Raw genomic sequence first — 24416 nt, 5'->3', positions numbered from 1 at the left:
CTCAGCCCACCTTGATCTCGTTGTAGACGGGGACGCTGAAGGGGTTGAGCTTGACCGCGGAGAGCCGTGAGGAGTAGCCGGCGCTGCCGTTCTGGTACCAGAGCGGGATGGCGGCCATGTTGTCCCGGACGACCCCCTCGGCCTTCTGGAACGTCTGGACCGCCTTCGCGGTGTCCGTCTCGGCGTTGGCCTCGTTGACGAGCTTGTCGAAGTCCTTGTTGGACCACTTGCCGTCGTTGGAGGAGGCGTTGGTGTAGTACAGCGGCTGGAGGAAGTTCTGGATCAGGGGGTAGTCCATCTGCCACCCGGCCCGGAACGGCCCGCTCATCTTCTTCTCGGTGATCTGGTTGCGGAAGTCGGCGAAGGTGCCGACCGGGTTGCCGACGCACGCCTTGTCGTTGCCGAGCGCGTTGTTGATGGAGTTGCACACCGCGTCGACCCACTCCTTGTGCGAGCCGGTGTCCGCGTTGTACGTGATCTTCACCTGGCCGCCGGGCAGGCCGCCGCCCTCCTGGACGAGCTTCTTGGCCTCGGTCGGGTTGTAGTCGCAGCCCGCACCGCACAGGCCGTCCTGGAAACCGCCCTCCTTGCCGAGCACCGGGGAGGTCCAGTCGGTGGCCGGGGTACGGGTCTTCTGGAAGATCGTCTCGGTGATCTGCTTGCGGTTGATCGCCATCGACAGGCCCTTGCGGACCTTCTCCGAGCCGGACTTGTTCCACTGGGCGTCGTAGAACGGGAAGGCGAGGGTCTGGATGATGCCGGCGGGCGTGTTGATGTAGCGGTCGCCCAGGTCGCTCTTGACGTTCTTCAGCTGGGCGGCCGGGATGTCGTCGACGAGGTCGAGGTTGCCGGCCAGCAGGTCGGTGTAGGCGGTGTTGTTGTCGGTGTAGACCTTGAGGGTCACCCCGCCGTTCTGCGCCTTGTCCGAGCCGGGGTAGGCGTCCCACTTCTTCAGGACCATCTGCGAGCCCTTGGTGTACGAGTCGATGGCGTACGGCCCGTTCCCGACGGGCTTCTTCACCCAGGCGCCGTGGTTGTCGAAGAACGCCTTGGGCAGCGGGGCGAAGGCGGGGTAGCCGAGGGTGTCCGGGAAGGTCGAGAACTTCTGGCTCAGCTTGACGGTGAAGGTCTTGGAGTTGACGACCTTGAGCCCGGAGAGGGTGTCGGCGGTCTGGCTGCCGGTGTCCGGGTGCGTCTTGTCGTAGCCCTCGATGTAGCCGAAGAAGTACGCGTTCTTCTGGTTGTTCTTCAGGCTGGCGCCGTAGTTCCAGGCGTCCACGAAGGACTGGGCGGTGACCGCCTCGCCGTTGCTGAACTTCCAGCCGTCCTTGATGGTGATCGTGAAGTTCTGCGAGTCCTTGGTGTCGATCTTGTCGGCCAGCATGTCCTCGGCGGCACCCGTCTCCGGGTTGTACCGCTTCAGGCTGCGGAAGATCATGTCGAGGACCTTGCCGCCCTGCACCTCGTTGGTGTTGGCGGGTTCCAGCGGGTTCTGTGGATCTCCCCAGGAGGCGCTGACCACCGCGCTGCTGTCACCGCCGCTGCCGCTGTCGCTCCCCCCGCCTCCGCAGGCCGTGGCCGCGAGGGCTGTGGCCGCCGCGCAGGCGGCCCATTTGGCGTGCGTGGCTCCGCGCATGGAGTTCCTCCTCGTGAGTGCGCTGTGCCGCCAGCGCCGAGGCGCTGATGCGTTAAGGGCCAATATCAACCCAAAAGGTGCACAACGCACTGGCGCCCCACTCTTTCGAGTGGCGGAACCCACCCACAACTCGCCCGGTCGGTCCACCCTCACCTCACGGTCGAGGCCGGGCGGGAGGGTTACCTGCGCGGCCGGGCTGGGGGCCCGGGCTGAGGCCGGGACGGAGGCCGGGACGGGGCTCGTCCGGGGCCCAGCACAGTCGGCGCCGCACGCGCCGGGGCCTGGCCGGGGCCCAGCACAGTCGGCGCCGCGCATCGGTAACACGCGACCGGGGCGGGGTCGCACGACCGCGCCCCGGTCCGCCAGGCCATCGGCACCGGCACCCGCGCCGACCCGGCCACCGCCCTGCGCACACGACCGCTTCGGCCGACGGCCGGTCAGCGGCCGCTCGCCGGCCGGCGACCGGCCGAGGGGCGACAGCGGCCGCCCCGTGGCGCGCCAGGGCAGCGGTGCCGGGACCGCCGTCATGACAGCGAGCCGCGGTCCACCCTCGCGGCTCCGGCCGGGGCCCAGGCCACGCGTAGCCGACCTGGCCCGCGCCCAGCGCACACGACCGCTTCGGCCGACGGCCGGTCAGCGGCCGCCCCGTGGCGCGCCAGGGCAGCGGTGCCGGACCGCCGTCATGACAGCGAGGTGTGGTCCGCCCGCGCGGCCCAGGCGGGGGCCCCGCCCCGCCTGCGTAGCCGACCTGGCCCGCGCCCGGCGCGAGCGGCCGCTGACCGACGGACGGTCAGCGGCCGGCGTCCCGCACCTGCCCGAACGCACGCGACCGGGGCGGGGGCGTGTGCCCCCGCCCCGGTCGGGCGGTTCGTCCGGTGGCCGTCGGCGGCCGGGCCGGGGTTACTTCTTCGGTGCGGACACGGTGTCCGTGTTCGCCTCCAGGGCCTTGAGGGCCGGGTCGAGGACGACGTCCTCGTCGCGGGCCTCCGTGGTCGGGTCCTCCGGGAAGTGGCAGGCCGTCAGGTGGCCCGCGCGGTTGCCGGAGATCTGGACCAGCGGCGGCTCCTCCGTCGCGCACTTGTCCTGTGCCTTCCAGCACCGGGTGCGGAAGCGGCAGCCGGACGGCGGCATGATCGGCGAGGGCACGTCACCGGAGAGCCGGATGCGCTCCCGGTCGCTGCCCGTGCCGTCGATGTCGACCTCGGGCACCGCGGACAGCAGGGCGTGCGTGTACGGGTGCCGGGGGCGGTTGTAGATCGCCTCCCGGTCGCCGACCTCGACCACCTTGCCGAGGTACATCACCGCGACGCGCTGCGAGAAGTGCCGTACGACGGCCAGGTCGTGGGCGATGAAGAGGAACGCGATGCCCAGTTCCTGCTGCACCTTCTGCAGCAGGTTGACTACCTGCGCCTGGATCGACACGTCGAGGGCGGAGACCGGCTCGTCCGCCACGATCAGCTTCGGCTGGAGGGCCAGCGCGCGGGCCACCCCGATGCGCTGGCGCTGGCCGCCGGAGAACTCGTGCGGGAAGCGGTTGTAGTGCTCGGGGTTGAGGCCGACGAGCTCCAGCAGCTCCCGGACGCGCTTCTCCCGGCCGCCCGCCGGCTCGATGCCGTTGACCTCCATGGGCGACTTGATGATCGAGCCGACCGTCTGCCGCGGGTTCAGCGAGGAGTACGGGTCCTGGAAGATCATCTGGATCTCGGACCGCACCGGCGCGAGCTGCCGCCGCGAGGCCCGGGTGATGTCCTGGCCCGCGTACGTGATGGTGCCGCCGGTCGGCTCCAGCAGGCGGGTGATGAGCCGCCCGGTGGTCGACTTGCCGCAGCCGGACTCGCCGACCAGGCCGACGCTCTCGGCGACGCCGACCGTCAGGTCGACCCCGTCGACGGCCTGCACGGCACCGACCCTGCGTTTGATCGGGAAGCCGCCGTAGATCGGGAAGTGCTTGGTCAGCCCCTCCACCTTGAGGAGCGCCTCGGGGGACGTACCGGTGGAACCCTGCTGGGCGGGGAGTGTGAGGTTGTCGCTCATGTCTCGGATCTCCCTAGCGCAGCCGGGGCTGGATCTTGTCGATGAAGATGGTCTGCTTCTGCTCGGGCGTCAGGTGGCACGCGGAGGCGCGCCCCTCGCCCAGCGGCGGCCGGACGTCGGTGCACAGGGTCCCCGGCACCTCGCTCCGGAAGACGCACCGCGGGTGGAACGGGCAGCCGGACGGCGGGTTGAGCAGCGAGGGCGGCGAGCCGGGGATCGGCTCCAGCACCTCGTTGATGTCGCCGTCGAGGCGGGGCATCGAGCTCAGCAGACCCCACGTGTACGGGTGCTTGGGCTCGCCCAGGACCTCTCGCACGGAGCCGCGTTCCACGGCCCGGCCGGCGTACATCACCAGTAGGTCGTCGGCCATGTTGGAGATGACGCCGAGGTCGTGGGTGATGAAGACGATCGCGGAGCCGAACTCCTGCTGGAGGTCCTTGAGCAGGTCGAGGATCTGCGCCTGCACGGTCACGTCGAGCGCGGTGGTCGGCTCGTCGGCGATCAGCAGGTCGGGGTCGCACATCAGCGCCATGGCGATCATCGCGCGCTGGCGCATGCCGCCGGAGAACTGGTGCGGGTAGTCGTCGAAGCGCGTCTTGGGCTGCGGGATGCCGACCTTCTCCAGCATCTGGACGGCACGGTCCTTCGCCTCCTTCTTGGAGGCGCCGCGGTGCTTCATGAACGGCTCGGACAGCTGGCGGCCCACCGTGTAGAACGGCGAGAGGGCGGTCAGCGGGTCCTGGAAGATCATCGCCATCTTGTTGCCGCGGAGCTGCTCCAGCTCCCGCTCGGTGGCGGTGACGAGTTCCTTGCCGTCGAGGACGATCTCGCCGTCGACGGTGGTGTTCCGCGGGTTGTGCAGGCCGAGGACGGTCAGGTTGGTGACCGACTTGCCGGATCCCGACTCGCCGACGATGCCCAGGGTCTTGCCGCGCTCGACGTCGAAGGAGAGGCCGTCGACCGCCTTGACGATGCCGTCCTCGGTGGAGAACTGCACCTTCAGATCACGCACCGAGAGGAAGCTCTCCGGACCGGTCGGGGCCGGCGCGTCCTCGGTCTTGGTCAGTGTGGTCACGGTGGTTCGTTCTTCCTAGGAGAGCCGGACGCGCGGGTCGATGTAGGCGTACGCGATGTCGGTGAGGATGTTGACGATCAGGATGAAGAAGGCACCGAACAGCATGACGCCCATGGTGAGCGGCAGGTCCTTGTGGACCGCGCCGTCCACGGCGAGACGGCCGATTCCCTGGAGCGAGAAGGTGAGCTCGGTGACCACGGCGCCGCCGAGCATGGAACTGATGTCGATGCCCAGGACGGTGACGATCGGGATCAGCGAGCCGCGCCAGGCGTAGCGGAAGAACACGTACTTCTGCGACATGCCCTTGGCGCGGGCGGTGCGCACGTGCTCCTCGGCGAGCTGCTCGATCATCGAGGAGCGCGCCATACGGGTGTACTGCGCGGTGAAGATGGTGGCCATCACCAGCACGGGCAGCAGCATGCCCGTGAACCAGGCCCAGGGGTCCTCGGTGATCGGGTGGTACTGGGGGTTGTCCATCCAGCCCGTGCTGTAGACGAAGATCAGCAGGACGATCGGGCCGAGCACGTAGATCTGGAACGAGCTGAGCACCATCGACACACCGGTGGCGACCTTGTCGATCATCGTCCCGCGCCGGTACGCGGCGATCATGCCGGCGCCGACACCGACGACGACGAACACGATCGCGCCACCCGCGGTGAGCGTGAGGGTGGTCGGGAAGCGGTCCATGATGGTCGACCAGACCATGTCGCCCGAGTAGAACGACTGGCCGAGGCAGGGCGCGTTGCAGTGCCCGGTGGGGTAGTCACGACCCATGAAGATGCCGGTCATGAAGTCCCAGAACTGCTGGTGTATCGGGAGGTTCAGGCCGAGGGCCTGACGGATCTCCTCCAGTCTCGTGGGCGAGCAGTCCTTGCCACAGGCCAGCGAGGCGTAGTCGGAGGGCGTGGCGACGAACAGGAAGAACGTGGCGGCGCCGATGAGGAACAGGGTGACGACGGCACCGACCGTGCGCCGAAGAATGAACTGAAGCATGGCGGGAGGGCTGCTCTCTGCGGAGACGGTGGGAGGTTTCACGGAGGTGCGGGGGTGCGCTCCGCCTGGTGCGCACCCCCGCGATCAGCCGTAGAGAGTTACGACTTCACGTACAGGCGGGTGATGTCGATGAGGCTGGACACCGAGCCGTAGCGGGCACCGCCGATGTTGGAGCCGGAGAGCTGGAACTGCTTGGTGTACCAGAGCGGGGCGGCCGGGACGACCTTCTCCAGCAGGTAGTGCTGGGCTTCCTTCCACGTCTTGGCGGCCACGGTCGGGTCCTCGCTCAGCGCCTTCTTGATGAGGGCGTCGACCTTCGGGTCCTTGACGTGGGAGTAGTTCGGCGCACCGTCGGCGACCTGCTCACCGTCGTAGACCGGCGTGACGACCGTGGACGGCGACGGCCAGTCCTGGCCCCAGCCCGAGATGTACATGTCGTACGGGTTGTCGAGCTTGCCGATCTGCTCGTAGTAGCTCGCCGCGTCGACCTCCTTGGAGACGACGTCGAAGCCGACCTTGGTGAGGGCGTCCTCGATGGCGACCTTGCGCTTCTGGCCCGGCTCGCTGTTGGAGTACGCGAAGACGACCTTCTTCTCGGCGGCGGGGACGCCCGCGAGGAGCTCCTTGGCCTTCGCGATGTTGCCCTGCGGGGTCTTCAGACGGCCGTAGGGGTCGTACTTGGCCTCGTAGCCCGGCAGGGTCGGGGCGAAGTAGTTCGGGGCCACGTCGCCGCCGTAGACACCGCCCTCACCGGCGATGAGCGACTTGGAGTTCACCGCGTAGGTGATGGCCTGGCGGACCTTCAGGTCCTTGACGCGGTCGAGGTTGAACGTCAGCTGCATGACGTAGGGCTGGTAGCCCTTGACCGTGCGGCTGCTGACCTTCGGGTTGCCGATGACGTCCTGGATCTGCGTGGCCTCGACGCCGGCGGTGAGCTGGATGGCGTTCTTGTCCTTGCCCTGGTCGGCGATCAGACGCTTGGTCTGGGTCGACTCGGTCACGCCGAACTGGAAGTCGAAGCCGTCCGCGTACTGGTGGCGCACGGAGTCGGTCTTCGGGTCCCAGTTCGTGTTCTTCTCGAGGACGAGCTCCTTGCCGACCTTGTTCGAGACGATCTTGTACGGACCGGTGGCGACCGGGGCCTTGTCGTACTTCTCCTTCGTGTCCGTCTTCGCCGGGACGATGCCGTAGCCGGCCATGGCCAGCGTCTGCGGCAGGTCCGGGCGCGCGGTGTCGAAGTGGAAGACGACCGTCTTGGCGTCCGGGGTGTCCAGGACCGAGGCCGGCAGGTGCTTCTTGCCGAAGCCGCCGTCCGGCAGCGCCTTGCGGTAGTCGGCGCCGCTCAGCCAGGTCTGCAGGTAGGTGGGGCCGTCGAAGATGAACTTCGCGTAGAGGCGCTCGACGGTGTGGCGGACGTCGGCGGACGTGATGGCCGCGCCCTTCTCGTCCTTGATGCCGTCCTTCAGCGTGAAGGTCCAGGTCTTGCCGCCGTCCGAGGACTTGCCCGCGTCGGTCGCGAGGTCACCCACGACCGAGACGCCGCCCTTGCCGTCCTCCTTGAACTGGGTCAGGCGACGGAAGAGCAGGTTGGCGACCTGGCCGGCGTCGGAGACGTAGATCTGACCCGGGTCCAGGTGGGAGAGGCCCGCCTCCTGGTACACGCCGATGGTGCCGCCGGTCTTGGCACCGGTGACCTCCTCGGCGGGACCGGTCGAGCCCGCGGCGTCGGCGTAGGTGACCGCCTTCGACTGGACCGAAGCCTGCTTCTGGTCCTTCTTGGCGTCCTCGTTGGACTTGCCGCCCTCGTTCTTCGAGCAGGCCGTGAGCGCGAGGGAACCGGCTGCGAGCGCTATGACGATGGAGCGCGCTCTGCGCGAGCTGATGGACTTCATGTGGCGAATACCTACCTGTCGGTTGTTATCCATGAGTACTGCCTGACGCGGCTGGTAGGCCGACGCGGGGGCGGCAGCCACCCCCCACCAATGGACGGTTCAGCGCCCGGACTTGGGGTCGAAAGCGTCCCGGACCGAGTCTCCGAGGAGGTTGAAGGCCAGGACGAAGATCACCAGCGCCAGTCCGGGGAAGAAGAGGAACGCCGGGTCCTGCTGCGTGTAGTTGGCAGCGGCGGCGAACAGTCGTCCCCAGTCCGGGGTGGGTTCGACGAACCCGACGCCGGCGAAGGAGAGGAAGGCGATGGTGAGGATGGTGCTGGGCAGCGTGTAGGTGAACTGCACCAGGATCGGCGTCACCACGTTCGGCAGGATCTCCTTGCGGACGATCCGCGCCGGGGAGGCGCCGGAGACCTTGGCGGCCTCGACGAACTCCCGCTCACGCAGGGACAGCACGGTCGAGCGCACCAGCCGGGCCATGCCCATCCAGCCCAGCAGCCACAGCACGATCAGCATCGCCAGGGCGCGGAAGTACGTGGGGGTCTCCTCCCGCGGGTCGACGAAGAACGCGGTGACCACGGGCATGAAGGCGATGAAGAACAGCTGCTGCGGGAACGAGAGGAAGAAGTCGGTGACCCGGCCGATCCAGTAGTCGGTCCGGCCGCCGAAGTAACCGCCGATCAGACCGATGATCACGCCGGTGACCATCAGCAGGACCGTCACGCCCAGCGCCATGAACAGCGACGTCCGCATGCCGTAGACCAGCATGGCGAACAGGTCGCGGCCGAGCTGCGGCTCGACACCGAACCAGTGGTCCCCCGAGACCCCGCCGAAGTAGCCGAGAGGGAGTCCGAACTGGTCGAGGATCGGCTTGTCCGCGTAGGTCGGGTCCTGCCCGTACAGCGTGTACGGGTCGGTGCCGCTCAGCTTGACCAGCAGCGGCGCGAGCAGCGACACGGCGAAGTACAAAATCACTACCACGGCGCAGATGACACCGGTACGGTCACGCTTGAAGCGCTGCCACATCAACTGGCCGGGAGAACGGCCCTCGAGCTTCTTCTCGCCCTTGGCGGGCTCGGGGTTCGTCTCGAGCTCGGGGTCCAAGGCGATCGACGGCCCGGTGCCCTCAGCCTTGGCTGGACTGGTCATGTTTGTTCTTCCCCCGGGGGGTTGAGAGTTGTGCGCAGCACAGATACCGGCAGGTTCTGTGGTTTGGGGGAACTTTCGCCATGCGAGTCAACGCGCGTCAAGGGCGGAAGACACAGGGATCTCCCTACGGTCCATATTTTGAGCAAAAATTGCAAAGATTGACATCTGTACGCGCTTGACACGAGCCGTGGCAACCCGTCAAATCGGGCATTCAGGAAGAGATTTCTGTTTACATGTCCGAAACTTGATCGCTGGATCACCGATTACCGAACAGCCAATGAGGGCCCTGTGAACCGGCGCGGAAACACCCCTCGCCAGACCCTCCCGCACCCGGACCGGGTGAAAATACTCACCCTCCACGAGCACGCCGAAAGCCCGGCCGTCCGCTCAGCGGACGGCCGGGTCGGCAGGGTGTCTCCGACGGCCTCCCGGGGCCGGGTCAGGCGTTCTTGGCGCGGCTGGCGGCGCGGGCGCGCTCGCGGCCGTCCAGGTTCACCTTGCGGATGCGAACCGCCTCCGGGGTCACCTCGACGCACTCGTCGTCACGGCAGAACTCCAGCGACTGCTCCAGCGACAGCTTGCGCGGCGGGACGATCGCCTCGAACGAGTCGGCCGAGGACGACCGCATGTTCGTGAGCTTCTTCTCCTTGGTGATGTTCACGTCCATGTCGTCGGAGCGCGAGTTCTCGCCGACGATCATGCCCTCGTACACCTCGGTGCCGGGGTCGGTGAACAGCACACCGCGCTCCTGGAGGTTCGTCATCGCGAACGCGGTGACGGCACCTGCCCGGTCGGCGACCAGCGAGCCGTTGTTACGGGTCGTCAGCGTGCCGAACCACGGCTCGTGGCCCTCGTGGATGGAGTGGGCGATGCCCGTGCCGCGCGTGCCGGTCAGGAACTCGGTACGGAAGCCGATGAGACCGCGGGAGGGCACCACGAACTCCATGCGGACCCAGCCGGAGCCGTGGTTCGACATGTTGTCCATCCGGCCCTTGCGGACACCCATGAGCTGCGTGACCGCGCCCATGTGCTCCTCGGGCACGTCGATCGTCATGCGCTCGACCGGCTCGTACACCTTGCCGTCGACGGTCTTGGTGACGACCTGCGGCTTGCCGATGGTCAGCTCGAAGCCCTCACGGCGCATCTGCTCGACCAGGATGGCCAGCGCCAGCTCACCGCGGCCCTGCACCTCCCAGGCGTCGGGACGCTCGGTGTCCAGGACGCGCAGCGAGACGTTGCCGACCAGCTCGCGGTCCAGACGGTCCTTCACCTGACGGGCGGTGACCTTGCGGTCCTTGACCGCGGCCTTGTTCTCCGCGCCCTTGCCGGTGCCGCCCCGGCCGACCAGCGGCGAGGTGTTGGTACCGATGGTCATCGAGATCGCCGGCTCGTCGACCGTGATCAGCGGCAGCGGGATCGGGTTCTCCGGGTCGGCGAGCGTCTCACCGATCATGATGTCCGGGATACCGGCGACCGCGCAGATGTCACCGGGGCCCGCCTTCTCCGCGGGCTTGCGGGTGAGCGCCTCGGTCATCAGCAGCTCGGTGATACGCACGTTGGACATGGTGCCGTCGCGCTTGATCCAGGTGACGGTCTGGCCCTTGCGCAGCTCACCCTGCTCGACGCGCAGCAGCGCGATACGGCCGAGGAAGTTGTCGGCGTCCAGGTTGGTGACGTGCGCCTGGAGCGGGGCGGCCTCGTCGAACTCCGGAGCCGGGACGTGCGAGAGGATCGTGGAGAAGAACGGCTCCAGGCTGTCGCTGTCGGCCGGGACGGTGCCGTCCTCCGGCTTCGTCAGCGAGGCGACACCGTCACGCGCACACGCGTAGACGATCGGGAACTCGATCTGCTCCTCGTCGGCGTCGAGGTCGAGGAAGAGGTCGTACGCCTCGTTCACGACCTCGTCGATGCGCGAGTCGGGGCGGTCCGTCTTGTTGATGCACAGGATGACGGGCAGGCGGGCCTGCAGCGCCTTGCGCAGCACGAAGCGGGTCTGCGGCAGCGGGCCCTCGGAGGCGTCGACCAGCAGCACGACCGCGTCCACCATCGACAGACCGCGCTCGACCTCACCACCGAAGTCGGCGTGGCCGGGGGTGTCGATGATGTTGATCGTGATGACGTCGCCGCCATCCTTGGGGTGGTACTTCACGGCCGTGTTCTTGGCCAGGATCGTGATGCCCTTCTCACGCTCCAGGTCGTTCGAGTCCATCATGCGGTCGTCGAGCGACTCGGCGGCGTGCGCGGCGAAGGCACCGGCCTGCTTGAGCATGGCGTCGACCAGGGTGGTCTTGCCATGGTCGACGTGGGCGACGATGGCAACGTTGCGGATGTCGTGGCGCGTGGCCATATAGAGGCGCTTCTCCCGAAGTGAGTGGACGGCCTGCGCGTACGTCAGTGCTACGCGGACCCTGCCGGGCTGGACACGCCACGGCCTTACCCCATGGTACGGGGCCGCCGACACTGGGGCGCGCCGGGCTTCGGTGGCGCGGGCCCCCGTACCGCGTCACCCCCGGTCAGACGTCTCCCTGTGCCCGGAAACCCGCCCGGGCACAGGGGTGCGGCCGCCCCCCGCGCGACGCGGGCGGCGACCGCCACCATCCGGAATCCGGCCGGTCAGCTCACCGACGGGCTCGCCGAGGGCTTCGCGCCCTTCTTGAGGAAGCCCATGTCCTCGTACACCGGTGTCTGGAAACCGAAGGCACCCGCGTTGACCACGGTCCTGCGGACGGCCGTCAGCTGCGGGCGCTGGTAGAGGGGGATGGAGCCCGCCGCGGCCCAGATGCGGGAATCCGCCTTGCGGATCAGGCTGCGGTTCTCGTCCTCGTCCAGCGTGCCCAGCGCCCGGTCGAACAGCTGGTCGACCTGGTCGGTGCCGACGCGGGTGTAGTTCTGCTCGACGTTCAGCGAGCCGTCGGCGGCCGGGACCGGCTTGGCGTAGACGGGGCGGGCGTCGGTGGCGGGGAAGGCCGACGCGGGCCAGGAGTACAGCGCGAGGTCGTACTGGCCGGCCGCGATGTGGTCCTTGAAGTAGCTCTCGTCGGAGACCTTGGTGATCTCGGTACGGATGCCGACGCGCTCCAGCATGCGGCTGACGCGGGCGGCGACCGCGCGCAGCGAGTCGGAGCCGGGGCCTGAGGGGAGCACGAAACGGAGCGTCAGGGGCTTGCCGTCCTTGGCGAGCGGCCCGGCCACGGCGCCCACCGGGACGGCGGTGCCCTTCGGGGCGTAGGCGCCCTGCGGCACCAGCGGCCTGTACTGCCCGGCGTCCTGCGCGAGGTGCCGCGGGCCTTCCTCGCTCGTGCCGCCGGCCCGCTCGCTCGTCTGCCGGTGCTTGTTCGCGTGGTCCCCCGGCTCCCTGTCCTGCTCCCCGGGGGCCTCGCCGCGCGCCTTGTCGTCCTCGCCGACGATGTACGTGCCGTCGTCGCCGTCCGAGGAGTCGTCCTCGGCCTCGTCGCCCTTGGCCTTCTCCTTCTTGGTCTTCTCGTTCTTGGTCTTCTCGCCCTTGGCGCCGGCCGCCTTCTCGCCCTTCTTCTTTCCCTCCTTGAGCGGGCCGCCGGGCACCCAGCCGGCGTCGGCGAGCAGTGCCTGAGCCTCCGCGGTGTCCTGGCCGCCCAGCGCCCCGCTGCCGTCCGCGTACGCGGCCTGCCCAAAGAGCGCGAGGTGGCTGCCGACGGGCACGGCGGGCAGACCGAGCGGCTTCAGCACGACCCGGGCCAGTTCCGCGCGGTCCAGGGCGCGGGCCACGGCCCGGCGGACCCGCTCGTCGGCGAGCGGACCGCCGGCGCCGTTGAGAGCGAGCTGGGTGTAGGCGGGTTCCAGCGACTTGCGGACCTCGAAGTCCCGCAACTCCTTGCGGAGCCGCGCGGCTTTGGTGAGGGGCTCGGCCTTTTCGCCCTTTTCGTCCTTCTTGGACTTTTCGGCACCCTTGGCCTTCTCGGCCTTCTCGGCCTTTCCTGCTCTCTCGGCCTTCTCGGCCTGCTTGTGGCCCGGGCCCTGGAGCGGGGTGCTCGTGCCGCTGCCGCCGGCGCGCCCGGCGAGGGCGATGCTCCGGGCCTCGGTGGAGTCGACGTCCGCCATGTCGACGGTGCCCGCGGCCAGCGCGGCGGTCCGCTTGTCACGCGGTACGGCACGCAGCACGATCTCGGACAGCTTGGCCGGCCGGCCCCACCAGCGCGGGTTGCGGACGAGGGTGATCCGCCCCTCCTTGCGGTCGACCTTCTTCACGGCGAACGGCCCGGCGGTGGTCTTCAGCTTCCGCCGGGCCCCGTCGTTGAAGGAGTCGGGGGTGCCCATGACGTCCTTCGGGTACAGCGGCGAGAACAGCGAACGCCAGTCGGCGTACGGCCGTTTGAAGGTGACCCTGACCTCCAGGTCGTTGGCGCCGCGCTCGACCTTCTCGATCCGGTCGTAACCGGCGTTGCGCGCGGTCCAGTAGGCGTTGTCCTTGCCGGACAGGGCCCGCCACTGGGCGGCGAAGTCGGCGGCGCCGATCTCGCGGCCGTCGCTCCAGACGGCCTGCTGGTCGAGCTTGTACAGGACGACCTGCTTCGGCTCGGTGTCGACGACCTTCGCCGACTCCAGGTACGCCGGGTTCAGCTGCGGCCGGCCGCTCGCGTCGAGCCGGTACAGGGACGGCAGCACCGCCTGCGCGACCCGGCTGGTGGCCGCGTCGGCGTCCGACTGGAAGGTGTTCAGCGTCTCCGGTACGTCGTCCACCGCCCAGTTGAGGGTGCCGCCGTCGGTGACCAGGTCACGCGCGGCGGGCGCGAGGTCCTGTCCGGCGAGTGGCCTGCCCGCCTCGTCCTTCGCGCTGCAGGCCGCCAGCAGGGGCACCGCGAGCGCGCCCGCGGTGAGGAAGGCGACCGAGCGCATGACCGCGCGCAGTCCGACGCCGTCGTGGGACATCCCGTCTACCTCCGGTGATGGACCGCCGGTTTGGATCACGTTTGGCGGTATATGGAGCTGATCAGATGTATGCGGCCACTGAAGAGGAAAGGGTTCAGCAGCGAGCGGCGACACGGCGGCGACAGGCCCGAAACCCACCCGTGCGGCGCAACGGGGGCGGTCGGGAGGCGTGCGGGAGCGGGCATACGGGCGGAGCGCGGAGGGGGCGCGCGACTCGTCGTAGGACCGCTCCCGACAGGTCCGCCACGGGACGCGCCGCGCGACACCCGGCCCGACGGAGAAGGCGCCGCGTGACACCCGGGCCCGGCAGGCACCGCACCGCGCGACACCCGGGCCCGGCAGGCACCGCACCGCGCGACACCCGGGCCGGACGGTCCACGCACCGCGCGACACCCGGCCCCTGGGCCACGCACCGCGCGACACCCCGGCGCCCCGCCACCGGAACGCACCGCCGGACACCCGGGCCCCGGCGCGCGCCGGGGTGCGGCCGGGGTGCGGCCGGGGCGCCCGGACGGTCACGATCCGCCAATCCGTGCACACGGGTTCCCACCGGCAGGTGTGACGCGCAACACTCGCAGGCGCATGAACGTTGCCACCCAAGGGCCGACGGCCCACGGAAGCGAGGTCACGTCATGTCCGTGCACGACGACCTGACATCAGTCCAGCGCTGCCTCGAGGACCTGAACCGGTCCGTGAAGCGCCTGGAGCAGCAGCTCGGCAGGGGCGGCCTGGAGATGCGCCGCGTCCGCGCCGACACCGACCACCTGCGCGAAAGCGTCGCGCTGCTGCGCGAGGCCGCTCCCGCGCTCGGCGGACCACGGCGGCCGGACCTCGTCTCCATCCCCGACACCCCGTACGACAACAGCCTGTGGACGGACTCGGACGACGAGGGTCTCGGCGCCCGCGACCGGCACGCCCCCTGAACCCGACCGGAGTCATGACTTGGCCACTGGTACGGAACCCCCCGGCACGGAGTCCCATCCGCCCAGCGGCGGCGTACGCGGCGGTACGCGCGCCGCGATCGACGCCCCGCACCTGCGCACCGACCGCTGGTGGCTGGCGCCGGCCGCCACCGCCGCCGGTCTGCTCGCCTTCATCGTGTACTCGACCTGGCGGGCCTTCGCCGACACCGACTACTACGCGGCGCCGTACGTCTCGCCGTTCTACTCGCCGTGTCTCGCGGAGCGCTGCCGGACCATGCACGCCGGCCCCAACGGGGACCTGTTCGGCAGCTGGTGGGGCATCTCCCCCGCGATCATCATCCTGGTCTTCCCGCTCGGCTTCCGCCTGACCTGCTACTACTACCGCAAGGCCTACTACCGGGGCTTCTGGGCCTCGCCCCCGGCCTGCGCGGTGGCCGAGCCGCACAGGAAGTACACCGGCGAGACCCGCTTCCCGCTGATCCTGCAGAACATCCACCGGTACTTCTTCTACGCGGCGCTCCTGGTCGCCGGTGTGCTGACCTACGACACCGCGCTCTCCTTCCGCGACGAGCACTACCACTGGGGCCACATGGGCCTCGGCACCCTCGTCTTCCTGGTCAACATCGGGCTGATCTGGGCGTACACGCTCTCCTGCCACTCCTGCCGGCACATCGTCGGCGGCAAGCTCAAGCACTTCTCCAGACATCCCGTGCGCTACCGGATGTGGCAGTGGGTCGGCCGGCTGAACGCCCGTCACATGGCGCTGGCCTGGGCCTCGCTGGTGAGCGTGGCGGCCGCCGACTTCTACGTCTTCCTGGTCGCGTCCGGTGCCTTCGACGATCCGCGCTTCTTCTAGATTGAGTGGGGTCCTCTGATGTCCGTGGTGGATCGGCAGGAGTGGGACGTCGTCGTGGTCGGGGCCGGCGGTGCCGGGCTGCGCGCCGCGATCGAGGCGCGCGAACGGGGCGCCCGTACGGCGGTGATCTGCAAGTCGTTGTTCGGCAAGGCGCACACCGTGATGGCCGAGGGCGGCATCGCGGCCGCGATGGGCAACGTGAACTCCGGCGACAACTGGGAGGTCCACTTCCGCGACACCATGCGCGGGGGCAAGTTCCTCAACCAGTGGCGGATGGCCGAACTGCACGCCCGGGAGGCGCCGGACCGGGTGTGGGAGCTGGAGACCTGGGGAGCGCTGTTCGACCGTACGAAGGACGGCCGGATCTCCCAGCGCAACTTCGGCGGCCACGAGTACCCGCGTCTCGCGCACGTCGGGGACCGCACGGGCCTGGAACTCATCCGGACGCTCCAGCAGAAGATCGTCTCACTGCAGCAGGAGGACCACCGCGAGACCGGGGACTACGAGTCGCGGCTGAAGGTCTACCAGGAGTGCACGGTCACCCGGGTCCTCAAGGACACGGCGTCCGACGGCGGCTCCGCCGCGGGCCGGGTGAGCGGTGTCTTCGCCTACGAGCGCGAGTCGGGCCGTTTCCTCGTCCTGGAGGCGCCCGCCGTGGTGATCGCGACCGGCGGCATCGGCAAGTCCTTCAAGGTGACGTCGAACTCGTGGGAGTACACCGGCGACGGGCACGCGCTGGCGCTGCTCGCCGGAGCGCCCCTGCTGAACATGGAGTTCGTGCAGTTCCACCCGACCGGCATGGTCTGGCCGCCGTCGGTGAAGGGCATCCTCGTCACCGAGTCGGTGCGCGGCGACGGCGGGGTGCTGCGGAACTCCGACGGGAAACGGTTCATGTTCGACTACGTCCCCGACGTCTTCAAGGAGAAGTACGCGCAGTCGGAGGAGGAGGGCGACCGCTGGTACGAGGACCCGGACCACAACCGGCGGCCACCGGAACTGCTCCCCCGTGACGAGGTCGCCCGCGCGATCAACTCCGAGGTGAAGGCGGGCCGTGGCTCCCCCCACGGCGGTGTCTTCCTCGACGTGTCGACGCGCATGCCCGCCGAGGTCATCCGGCGCCGACTGCCGTCGATGTACCACCAGTTCAAGGAGCTGGCCGACGTCGACATCACGGCGGAGGCGATGGAGGTCGGCCCGACCTGTCACTACGTGATGGGCGGCATCGCGGTCGACTCGGAGTCGGCGGCGGCCCGCGGCGTGCCCGGGCTGTTCGCGGCCGGCGAGGTGGCCGGCGGCATGCACGGCTCCAACCGCCTGGGCGGAAACTCGCTCTCCGACCTGCTGGTGTTCGGCCGGCGCGCGGGCCGGCACGCGGCGGAGTACGCGACCGGTCCGGCCGCCGGCCGGCCGGCGGTGGACGACGTCGAGGTCGACGCGGCCGCCGCCGAGGCCCTGCGGCCCTTCTCCGCGGAGGGCCCGGCGCCCGGCGCGGACGACGGACGCCCGCCGGAGAACCCGTACACCCTCCATCAGGAGCTCCAGCAGGCGATGAACGACCTCGTCGGGATCATCCGCCGCGAGGCCGAGATGGAGCAGGCGCTGGAGAAACTTGCGGAGCTGCGGGTACGGGCCCGGCGGGCCGGCGTCGAGGGCCACCGGCAGTTCAACCCCGGCTGGCACCTGGCCCTGGACCTGCGGAACATGCTGCTGGTCAGCGAGTGCGTGGCCCGGGCCGCACTGGAGCGCACCGAGTCACGCGGCGGCCACACGCGCGAGGACCACCCGTCGATGGACCGGGCGTGGCGCCGCGTCAACCTGCTGTGCCGGCTGGTCGACCCCGCGGTCGAGCCGACGGCGCTGGATCCGGTGCGCGGCCAGATCGACCTCTCCCGTGAGACCACCGAACCCGTCCGCCCGGACCTGCTCGCCCTCTTCGAGAAGGAGGAGCTGGTCAAGTACCTCGCCGAAGAGGAGCTCTACGAGTGAGCAGCTACGAGGCCCGCTTCAAGGTGTGGCGCGGCGACGTGAAGGGCGGCGGCCTGGAGGACTTCGAGGTCGAGGTGAACGACGGTGAGGTCGTCCTCGACATCATCCACCGCCTCCAGGCCACCCAGGCGCCGGATCTCGCCGTGCGCTGGAACTGCAAGGCGGGCAAGTGCGGTTCCTGCTCCGCGGAGGTCAACGGACGGCCCCGGCTGCTGTGCATGACCCGCATGTCGGTGTTCGACCGGGCGGAGACCATCACGGTCACCCCGCTGCGGGCCTTCCCGGTGATCCGCGACCTGGTGACGAACGTCGGCTTCAACTACCAGAAGGCCAGGGAGGTCCCGGCCTTCGTACCGCCGCGGGGTGTGGGCCCCGGCGAGTACCGCATGATGCAGGAGGACGTGGACCGTCCGCAGGAGTTCCGCAAGTGCATCGAGTGCTTCCTGTGCCAGGACACCTGCCATGTCGTGCGCGACCACGAGGAGAACAAGACGGCGTTCGCCGGCCCCCGTTTCCTCATGCGGGTCGCGGAGCTCGACATGCACCCCCTGGACGAGGCCGACGCGTCCGGCCTGGACCGCAAACGCACCGCGCAGGACGAACACGGCCTCGGCTACTGCAACATCACCAAGTGCTGCACCGAGGTCTGCCCCGAGGGCATCAAGATCACGGACAACGCCTTGATCCCCCTGAAGGAACGAGCGGCCGACCGCAAGTACGACCCCCTGGTGTGGCTGGGCTCGAAGATCACCAGACGCCGCCCCTAGGACCGGCCTCCCTGCCACCGGGCTGCCCCGGCCCCGCCCCGTCGAAGTACATGAGCCCTTCGATGTCGATCAGCGCCGGCCGGTCGTCGGCGGTCGGGAGGACATGATCGGGGCCCGGGCCGGCGGCCGCCCGGGCGAGGGGGGACAGGTCGGTGCGGGTGAGGGGCGCTCGGGTGGAGGTCACCCGCCGGATCCTCGCACCCCGCCCGGCCGCCGTCAGGCGGGTCTCAGCGCGCCCAGTCCTCCCGGTACGCCGTCCAGTCCGCCTCCGTGGCCGCGAAGTCGACGTACAGCGCGACGCCGAAGCGGGCGCGGCCGGCGTCCGTGCGGGACAGGCCGAGGCGGACTCCGCGGACGGCGGCGGCCACGGTCTCGGCGTTCCCGTGGTGGTCCATGTTGTCCTCGTAGTAGAACGGCAGCCCCATCAGCAGGCCGGTCGACGGCGGGGTGACCTCCAGGGCCAGGGAGGTCTGCTCGGCGACGTAGCCGCCGTACAGACTCTCCAGCGGCAGGGCCGTGTCGTACGACATGACGGCGATCTGGTCGACGCGGCGCGCGACCTCGCCGAAGAACGCCTGCGACCACCACTTGGGGTGTGCGGTGATCGCGCCCGCGAGGGAGTGGAACGCCGGGAGCGGGTCGATCTGGTGGGCCGCCACGGACAGTGGCACGCCGTGCGCCTTCGTCACGCGGTGCAGGGAGTCGAGGAGCGTGAGGTAGTCGCGGTCGCCGGAGTGCAGCGGCTCCAGGTCGAAGTGGGCGCCGCCGAAGCCGGCGGCGAGGATCTGGCGCGTGGAGGTGACGACGGCCGCACGGGTCGCCGCGCGTTCGAGGCGCATGCCGTCGGGGCCCTCCGTCGCGAGCACGTCACCCAGCCAGGCCTGCACCCGGACGCCGGGCAGCTCCCGGCGCACCCCGTCGATGAACCACCGTGCGTGGGAGTAGGCCGACCTGGGCAGCGTGCCGTCGTGCTCCAGGGGACCCGCGTGCACGTACAGGTCGTGGATGCCGGTGTCGCCGAGCCGGCGGGCCAGCGCGGCGAGATCCGCGTCCTTCTTCCGCCCGTCGACCCAGGCGTGCCCGAGCCAGAGCGCGTCCCGGTCACGTGTGTACGTCCCGTCGGCCGGGTCCCCCGCGTAGTTCACCCGGAGGGCGACGGCCGCGGCGAGCGCCGGCAGCAGGAGGACGAGGACCAGGACGAAGGCGGTACGGCGGAGACGGCGGGGCCAGGGGGTGCGGGGGCTGGGGCGGGGGCGGTGGCGGCTGAGGGGTGGGGCGGCTTGGGTGTCGGGGGCCTCGGGGGCGGGGGCCTCAGTGTGGGGCTGCTGTCCGTCCGGGCCGTGCGGGTCCGCCTGCCGCGGATCCCCCCTCGTCTCCCCGGCCCCCGTGCCGGTCGCCGCCGTACGTTCCGCCCCCACGCCGTCCCCACCCATCCCCGTCCCCTCCCACGCCGTCCCCACCCATCCCCGTTCCCTCCCACGTCGTCCTCTCCCGCGTCCTCGTGCCCCGCGTACCCCACCCCGGACGCGCCCCGGTCGCGCCGGTCGATTCCTGCTCATACGCTCCGAAACGTGACGTCATCCATGAGCCGGGGCCGCCCGCGGCGCGCGAACACGCACATATCCGTGCGGGTGGCGCACGCCCTGCTCGGCGTCGCGGCCGGGGTCGTGTGGCTGGTGCTGCCCTGGATGACGATCAGTACCGACGCTCCGGTTGCGACCGTACGGGCCGCGCGGACCCCGGTGGCCGCCGCGGCCCAGGAGGACGAGACGTCCACAGCCGACCTCGTCCTGCCCCTGGTCGTGGTCGCGGCGGTCGGCGCGCTCGCCGGCTACGGCTACGTACGGCGCACCCGGCGGGCCCGCACCCGTACGACTCCGGGCGCCGCCCCCGCCGTACCGCCTCCCTCGCCGCTCGACGACCTCGACGCGCGGGCCCTCGCACTGCTCGCCGAGGCCGACGACTGCCTCCGCACCAGCCGTGAGGAACTCGGCTTCGCCCAGGCCCGTTCGGGGGCGCCCCCCGCGGCCCCCTTCGCCCGGGCCGTACGGGACGCGGAGGCCGAGCTGTCGGCCGCCTTCCGGATGCGCCGGCAGTACGACGAAGGGGTCCCGGCGGACGAGCCGTCGCGGCGGCACGCGCTCACCGGGATCGTGGGGCGGTGTCAGGAGGCGGGGCGGCGGCTGGACGCCGAGGCCGCAGACTTCGACCGACTGCGCGGCCTGGAACGGGCGGCCGCCCCGGCCCTGGAGGCCGCCGAGTCCCGCTTCCGGGAGCTGGCGGGCCGCACCGGGGCCGCGGACGCCGTCCTCGCCGGGCTGGCCGGCCGGTTCACCCCCGCCGCCACCGTCCCCGTGACCGGCCATGTGGAACAGGCCCGGGACCGCCTGGTGTTCGCGACCTTCCGGCTCAACCAGGCCCGGCAGGCCGCCGATCTGGGCGAGCCGGCCGACGCCGCCCGCCAGGTGCGCGCCGCCGAGGGTGCCGTGGCGCAGGCCGCGGAGTTCCTGGACGGCGTCGACCGGCTCGCCGCCGAACTGACGGCGGCCGCACGGCTGGTGCCGGCCGCGCTCACGGGCGCGGAGGCGGAGATCGCGGGTGCCCGGGAGCAGTCGATGCCGCCGGCCGGCGCTCCCGGCACGCCGGACGGGCCCGCCGGTACGCCCGGCGGCGACACGGATCCGCCCGTCTCCGCGCTGCGTTCCCGCGTCCTGCACGCGGACGCCGTCCTGGCCGCCGTACGGGAGGAGCTGACCGCCGGGCCCTACGACCCGCTCGACGCGCTCCGGCGGATCGAACGGGCCGTCGCGCCGGTGGGCACCGGGCGGACCGGGGTACTGGCGGCGGCCGCCGCCCTCACGGCCCGCAGTGCCACCGCCCTCACGGCCGGGTTCGTCGGGACGCACCGGGGTGCGGTGGGCGGCGCGGCCCGCACCCTGCTGGCTGAGGCGGAACGGCTGCTCGCGCTCCCGGCCCCCTCGGCGCCGTACAGCCAGCTCGGCGCGGAGGAGCACGAGCGGTGTCCGACGGCGGACGCCCTGGCCCGGCGGGCCCGCGCACTCGCCGAACAGGACGTGCGGACGCACGGCACCCCGGCCGTCGGCGCGGCGGAGCACACCACCGGGGTGGGCGGGGCCGTCCTCGGCGGCATCCTTCTCGGCGGGGAGCCGGACGGCGGCCCGTCCGCGAGCTTCGGCGGGCCGGCCACCCGGGCCCGGCGCGGGCTCACCGACCGGCGGACACCGGAATCCGCGCAGCCACTTGAGCCCCCTGAAGGTACGGAAACCCCGGAAGGTACGGGAACCCCGGACAGCGCGCGGCGGGCCGAGCCGAGGACCCCCGGTGGCACCGGAACCGCGCGGGCCGCTGACCCGCCGGACGGCCCGGAGCCCGCGCCGTGACGCGCGTCCGTCCTCCCCGCGTCGTCCGGCCCCGGCGACCGTCGCGCGGCGCGCTCAGAACAGGCTCAGCAACGCCTCCGCCGGGTCCGCGAGGCCGTTCTCGCCGTCGGGCAGGGGGAGTTCGAACCACACCGTCTTGCCGCGCGGTGTGCGGCGCGAACCCCAGGCCGCGCTGAGCAGGCCGACCAGTTGCAGGCCGCGTCCACCCTCGTCCGTGTCGCGGGCGCGGCGGCGGCGCGGCTGGACCAGACCCGAGTCCCAGACCTCGCACACCAGCGTGCGGTCCAGCAGCAGCCGCAGTCTGATCTCGCCCTCGCCGTACCGCAGGGCGTTCGTCACCAGCTCGCTGACCAGCAGCTCCGTCGTGTCGACGAGGGGTTCCAGGTCCCATTCGAGCAGCTGCCGGCGGGCCTGTTCGCGGGCGCGCCCCACGCTGCGCGGCTCGCGCGGCAGCGTCCAGTCGCCGACGGATCCGGCGGGCAGCCCCTGGACGCGGGCCATCAGCAGGGCGATGTCGTCCTCGCCGTGGTGGGTGTCGAGGGTGTTGAGAACGTGGTCGCAGACGTCCTCCAGCGGGGCGGAGGGGTCGGTGAGTGCGCCCACGAACGCCTGGAGGCCCTCGTCGAGCGGGTGGTCGCGCGACTCGACCAGTCCATCCGTGTAGAGCGCCAGCAGCGCACCCTCGGGCAGCTCGACCTCGACCTCCTCGAACGGCTCGCCGCCGACACCGAGCGGCATGCCCGGGGGCACGTCGAGCATCAGCGCGTCCTCGCCCGGTTCGACCAGGACGGGCGGCAGGTGGCCGGCGTTGGCGAAGGTGCACCTGCGGGTCACCGAGTCGTAGACGGCGTACACGCAGGTCGCGAGGTACACCTCCAGCAGGTCCGCCTCGCGGGGCCGGCGGGCCGAGCGGGTGGCCTGCTGGACACCGCCGGGGGCGCCGAGTCCGCGCGCGATCTCGTCCAACGCGGAGAGCACCTCGGCCGGTTCGAGGTCGAGCAGGGCCAGCGTGCGGACGGCGGACCGCAGTTCACCCATGGCGACCGCCGCGCGCAGTCCGCGCCCCATGACGTCACCGACGACCAACGCCGTGCGGTGTCCGGGGAGTTCGATGACGTCGAACCAGTCGCCGCCGACCTCGCTGGGCCGGTCGGAGGAGGAGTTGCCGGGCAGGTAGCGGCAGGCGATGTCCAGGCCGGAGGCGACCGGGTCGCCGGGCGGGAGCAGGGACCGCTGCAGGATCAGCGCCCGCTCGTGCTCGCGCCGGTACAGGCGGGCGTTGTCGATACAGACGGCGGCCCGCGCGGCCAGCTCCACCGCGAGGTCGCGGTCCCGGTCGCCGAACGGCTCGCTGCCCTTCGTCCGCGCGAACTGCGCCAGTCCCACGACCGTGTCGTGGGCGACCATCGGCACGGCCAGCGTGGACTGGACGACGCCGCCCTCCTCGGCGGGGACGAACTGCGGCCGGCCGGTGCGCAGGGCGTCCGCGCAGGAGGAGTTGAACGGGTAGTGGTGGACGGCGCCGACCGCGACGGGCGCGCCGCCACCGACGAAGGGCGCGTCCGAGACGGCGCTGGCGAATGCGACGCGGCGCAGTTCGGCACTGCCGTCGGCGAGGCCCGGCGGGGTCTCGTCGCCGGCCAGCAGACCCTGGTACAGGTCGACGGTGGCGAGGTCGCAGAAGCCGGGCACCACGACGTCGAGGAGTTCGCGGGCGGTGGTCTCCAGGTCGAGGGAGTTGCCTATGCGGGCCCCGGCGTCGTTCAGCAGGGCGAGGTTGCGCCGGGCGGCGGCGGCCTCTCGGGCGGCGGCGCGGCGGGCGGTGATGTCGGTCCCGAGCCAGGCGACCCCGATGGGGCGGCCGGTGCCGCTGTGCACGCGGTAGAGGTTGACGGACCAGTGACGGCGCTCCTCGGAGCCCGGCACGAAGCCCGTGACGTGCATGTCCGTGATGGAGTCGCCGGTCTCCAGGACCCGGCGCAGGGTCGCGGCGACCCGCTCGGCCTCGGAGCGCGGCAGGTAGTCGTGGACACCGCGACCGCGGTGGTCGTCGGGCGTGCCGCCGAAGATCGACGCGAACCGCTGGTTGGCGCGGCGCACCCGCAGATCGGGGTCGATCAGCAGGAAGCCGAAGGGAGATTGACCGAATATCGCCTGCGAGGCGGCGAGGTCCGTCTCGATGCTGCGCAGGGTACGCACGTCGACGACGATACAGACGGCGGCCTTCTCGCCCTCCTCCGTCCGCGTCGGCATGACGTACACCTCGGCGAGGCCCTCGTGGCCGGGCTCGCCCCCGGGGGTGTCCGGCAGCCGGAAGGGCACCACGCCGGTCCACTCGCGGCCGTCGAGGATCTCGGCCATCTTGCGCTGGCCCTCCTCGCGGCGGTGCGGGTCGATGAACGCCTCGATGGGGTCCATGCCGACCGCGTGCCCGGCGGGGATGCCGAAGAGCTGCTCGGCGCGCAGGCTCCACTGGTCGACGAGCCCGTCGGGCCCGATGGAGAAGGACGCGACCTTGATGTAGTCGTAGATCGAGCCGGGCGGGCTGCTCTGCCACAGGGCGTCGCCGGGCGGCGTCTCGCCGGGGCGGACTCCCATCGCGGCAGCATCCACGACCTCCGCTCCAGCACCGTCCGACGGGTCCTCGGACTCCGTGGCCTTCGCTGGTATCTCGCTCACGCGAACCGTCCCCTCCAGCTCACCGCGTCCGGCACCGGTCACCGGCGGCGGCTGCCCGCAGTATCCAGCACTACGGCTCCGCACAACACGGTGTTCACGATCACAGCACGGTCCCGATGGTTT

16 protein-coding genes are annotated in these 24416 nt (G+C 70.9%); 5 read left to right on the top strand and 11 right to left on the bottom strand.

Translation table 11 applies throughout. The annotated features are described in order from the left end of the window. Window position 1 precedes the first annotated feature (1 nt). The 8 genes from AC07AZ_RS18590 to AC07AZ_RS18555 form a co-directional block, all read right to left on the bottom strand. Complete coding sequence (locus tag AC07AZ_RS18590; RefSeq protein ID WP_478848952.1) at window positions 2-1636, bottom strand: peptide ABC transporter substrate-binding protein; 1635 nt, start codon at window positions 1634-1636, stop codon at window positions 2-4. Between the two features lie 900 nt (window positions 1637-2536). Beyond that, window positions 2537-3670 carry an ABC transporter ATP-binding protein gene (locus AC07AZ_RS18585; protein ID WP_478848950.1) on the bottom strand — a complete coding sequence of 378 codons (1134 nt, stop codon included), beginning with the start codon at window positions 3668-3670 and terminating at the stop codon, window positions 2537-2539. A 13-nt stretch (window positions 3671-3683) separates the two neighbouring features. Then, window positions 3684-4745 (bottom strand): ABC transporter ATP-binding protein, encoded by a 1062-nt coding sequence (locus AC07AZ_RS18580; RefSeq protein ID WP_478848948.1) that lies wholly within the window; start codon window positions 4743-4745, stop codon window positions 3684-3686. Between the two features lie 15 nt (window positions 4746-4760). Next, entirely contained in the window at window positions 4761-5738 is a 978-nt protein-coding gene (locus AC07AZ_RS18575; protein ID WP_478848946.1) for an ABC transporter permease, read from the bottom strand. 98 nt (window positions 5739-5836) lie between these two features. Continuing rightward, window positions 5837-7630, bottom strand: a complete 1794-nt coding sequence (locus tag AC07AZ_RS18570; protein WP_478848944.1) for an ABC transporter substrate-binding protein — start codon at window positions 7628-7630, stop codon at window positions 5837-5839. 99 nt (window positions 7631-7729) lie between these two features. Next, window positions 7730-8776, bottom strand: a complete 1047-nt coding sequence (locus AC07AZ_RS18565; protein WP_478848942.1) for an ABC transporter permease — start codon at window positions 8774-8776, stop codon at window positions 7730-7732. Window positions 8777-9215: 439 nt separating this feature from the next. Continuing rightward, on the bottom strand, window positions 9216-11123 hold the full coding sequence (typA, locus tag AC07AZ_RS18560) for a translational GTPase TypA (RefSeq protein ID WP_478848940.1): 1908 nt from the start codon (window positions 11121-11123) through the stop codon (window positions 9216-9218). A gap of 266 nt (window positions 11124-11389) precedes the next feature. Continuing rightward, window positions 11390-13681, bottom strand: a complete 2292-nt coding sequence (locus AC07AZ_RS18555) for an ABC transporter family substrate-binding protein (protein ID WP_478848938.1) — start codon at window positions 13679-13681, stop codon at window positions 11390-11392. Between the two features lie 632 nt (window positions 13682-14313). Here AC07AZ_RS18555 and AC07AZ_RS18550 point away from each other — a divergent pair. From AC07AZ_RS18550 to AC07AZ_RS18535, 4 genes are read left to right on the top strand one after another with little or no spacing between them, the layout of a single operon-like run. After that, window positions 14314-14604, top strand: a complete 291-nt coding sequence (locus AC07AZ_RS18550) for a hypothetical protein (protein WP_356045917.1) — start codon at window positions 14314-14316, stop codon at window positions 14602-14604. 19 nt (window positions 14605-14623) lie between these two features. Further along, window positions 14624-15460 carry a hypothetical protein gene (locus AC07AZ_RS18545; protein ID WP_478848936.1) on the top strand — a complete coding sequence of 279 codons (837 nt, stop codon included), beginning with the start codon at window positions 14624-14626 and terminating at the stop codon, window positions 15458-15460. 18 nt (window positions 15461-15478) lie between these two features. After that, window positions 15479-17446 carry a fumarate reductase/succinate dehydrogenase flavoprotein subunit gene (locus AC07AZ_RS18540; RefSeq protein WP_478848934.1) on the top strand — a complete coding sequence of 656 codons (1968 nt, stop codon included), beginning with the start codon at window positions 15479-15481 and terminating at the stop codon, window positions 17444-17446. Continuing rightward, the gene (locus AC07AZ_RS18535) at window positions 17443-18213 is read left to right on the top strand and encodes a succinate dehydrogenase/fumarate reductase iron-sulfur subunit (protein ID WP_478848932.1); all 771 of its coding nucleotides are present in this window, start codon (window positions 17443-17445) and stop codon (window positions 18211-18213) included. Before AC07AZ_RS18540 ends, AC07AZ_RS18535 begins: the two co-directional genes overlap by 4 nt. Here the strand turns inward: AC07AZ_RS18535 and AC07AZ_RS18530 are convergent. Together AC07AZ_RS18530 and AC07AZ_RS18525 are read right to left on the bottom strand one after the other, a co-directional pair. Beyond that, window positions 18194-18397, bottom strand: coding sequence for a hypothetical protein (locus AC07AZ_RS18530; protein ID WP_478848930.1), 204 nt, complete (start codon window positions 18395-18397; stop codon window positions 18194-18196). The genes AC07AZ_RS18535 and AC07AZ_RS18530 overlap by 20 nt on opposite strands. A gap of 43 nt (window positions 18398-18440) precedes the next feature. Continuing rightward, window positions 18441-19646: a glycoside hydrolase family 18 protein gene (locus tag AC07AZ_RS18525; RefSeq protein ID WP_478848928.1), complete on the bottom strand. Its 1206-nt coding sequence runs from the start codon at window positions 19644-19646 to the stop codon at window positions 18441-18443. A gap of 150 nt (window positions 19647-19796) precedes the next feature. On the opposite strand from AC07AZ_RS18525, the gene AC07AZ_RS18520 reads away from it, so the two are divergent. Beyond that, window positions 19797-21614 (top strand): hypothetical protein, encoded by a 1818-nt coding sequence (locus AC07AZ_RS18520; protein WP_478849130.1) that lies wholly within the window; start codon window positions 19797-19799, stop codon window positions 21612-21614. Between the two features lie 54 nt (window positions 21615-21668). Here the strand turns inward: AC07AZ_RS18520 and AC07AZ_RS18515 are convergent, their stop codons facing one another. Further along, entirely contained in the window at window positions 21669-24293 is a 2625-nt protein-coding gene (locus AC07AZ_RS18515) for a SpoIIE family protein phosphatase (RefSeq protein WP_478848926.1), read from the bottom strand. Window positions 24294-24416: the final 123 nt, after the last annotated feature.

The organism is Streptomyces sp. NPDC043878 (assembly GCF_056435735.1).
This window is presented reverse-complemented; position numbering and strand designations above follow the sequence as displayed.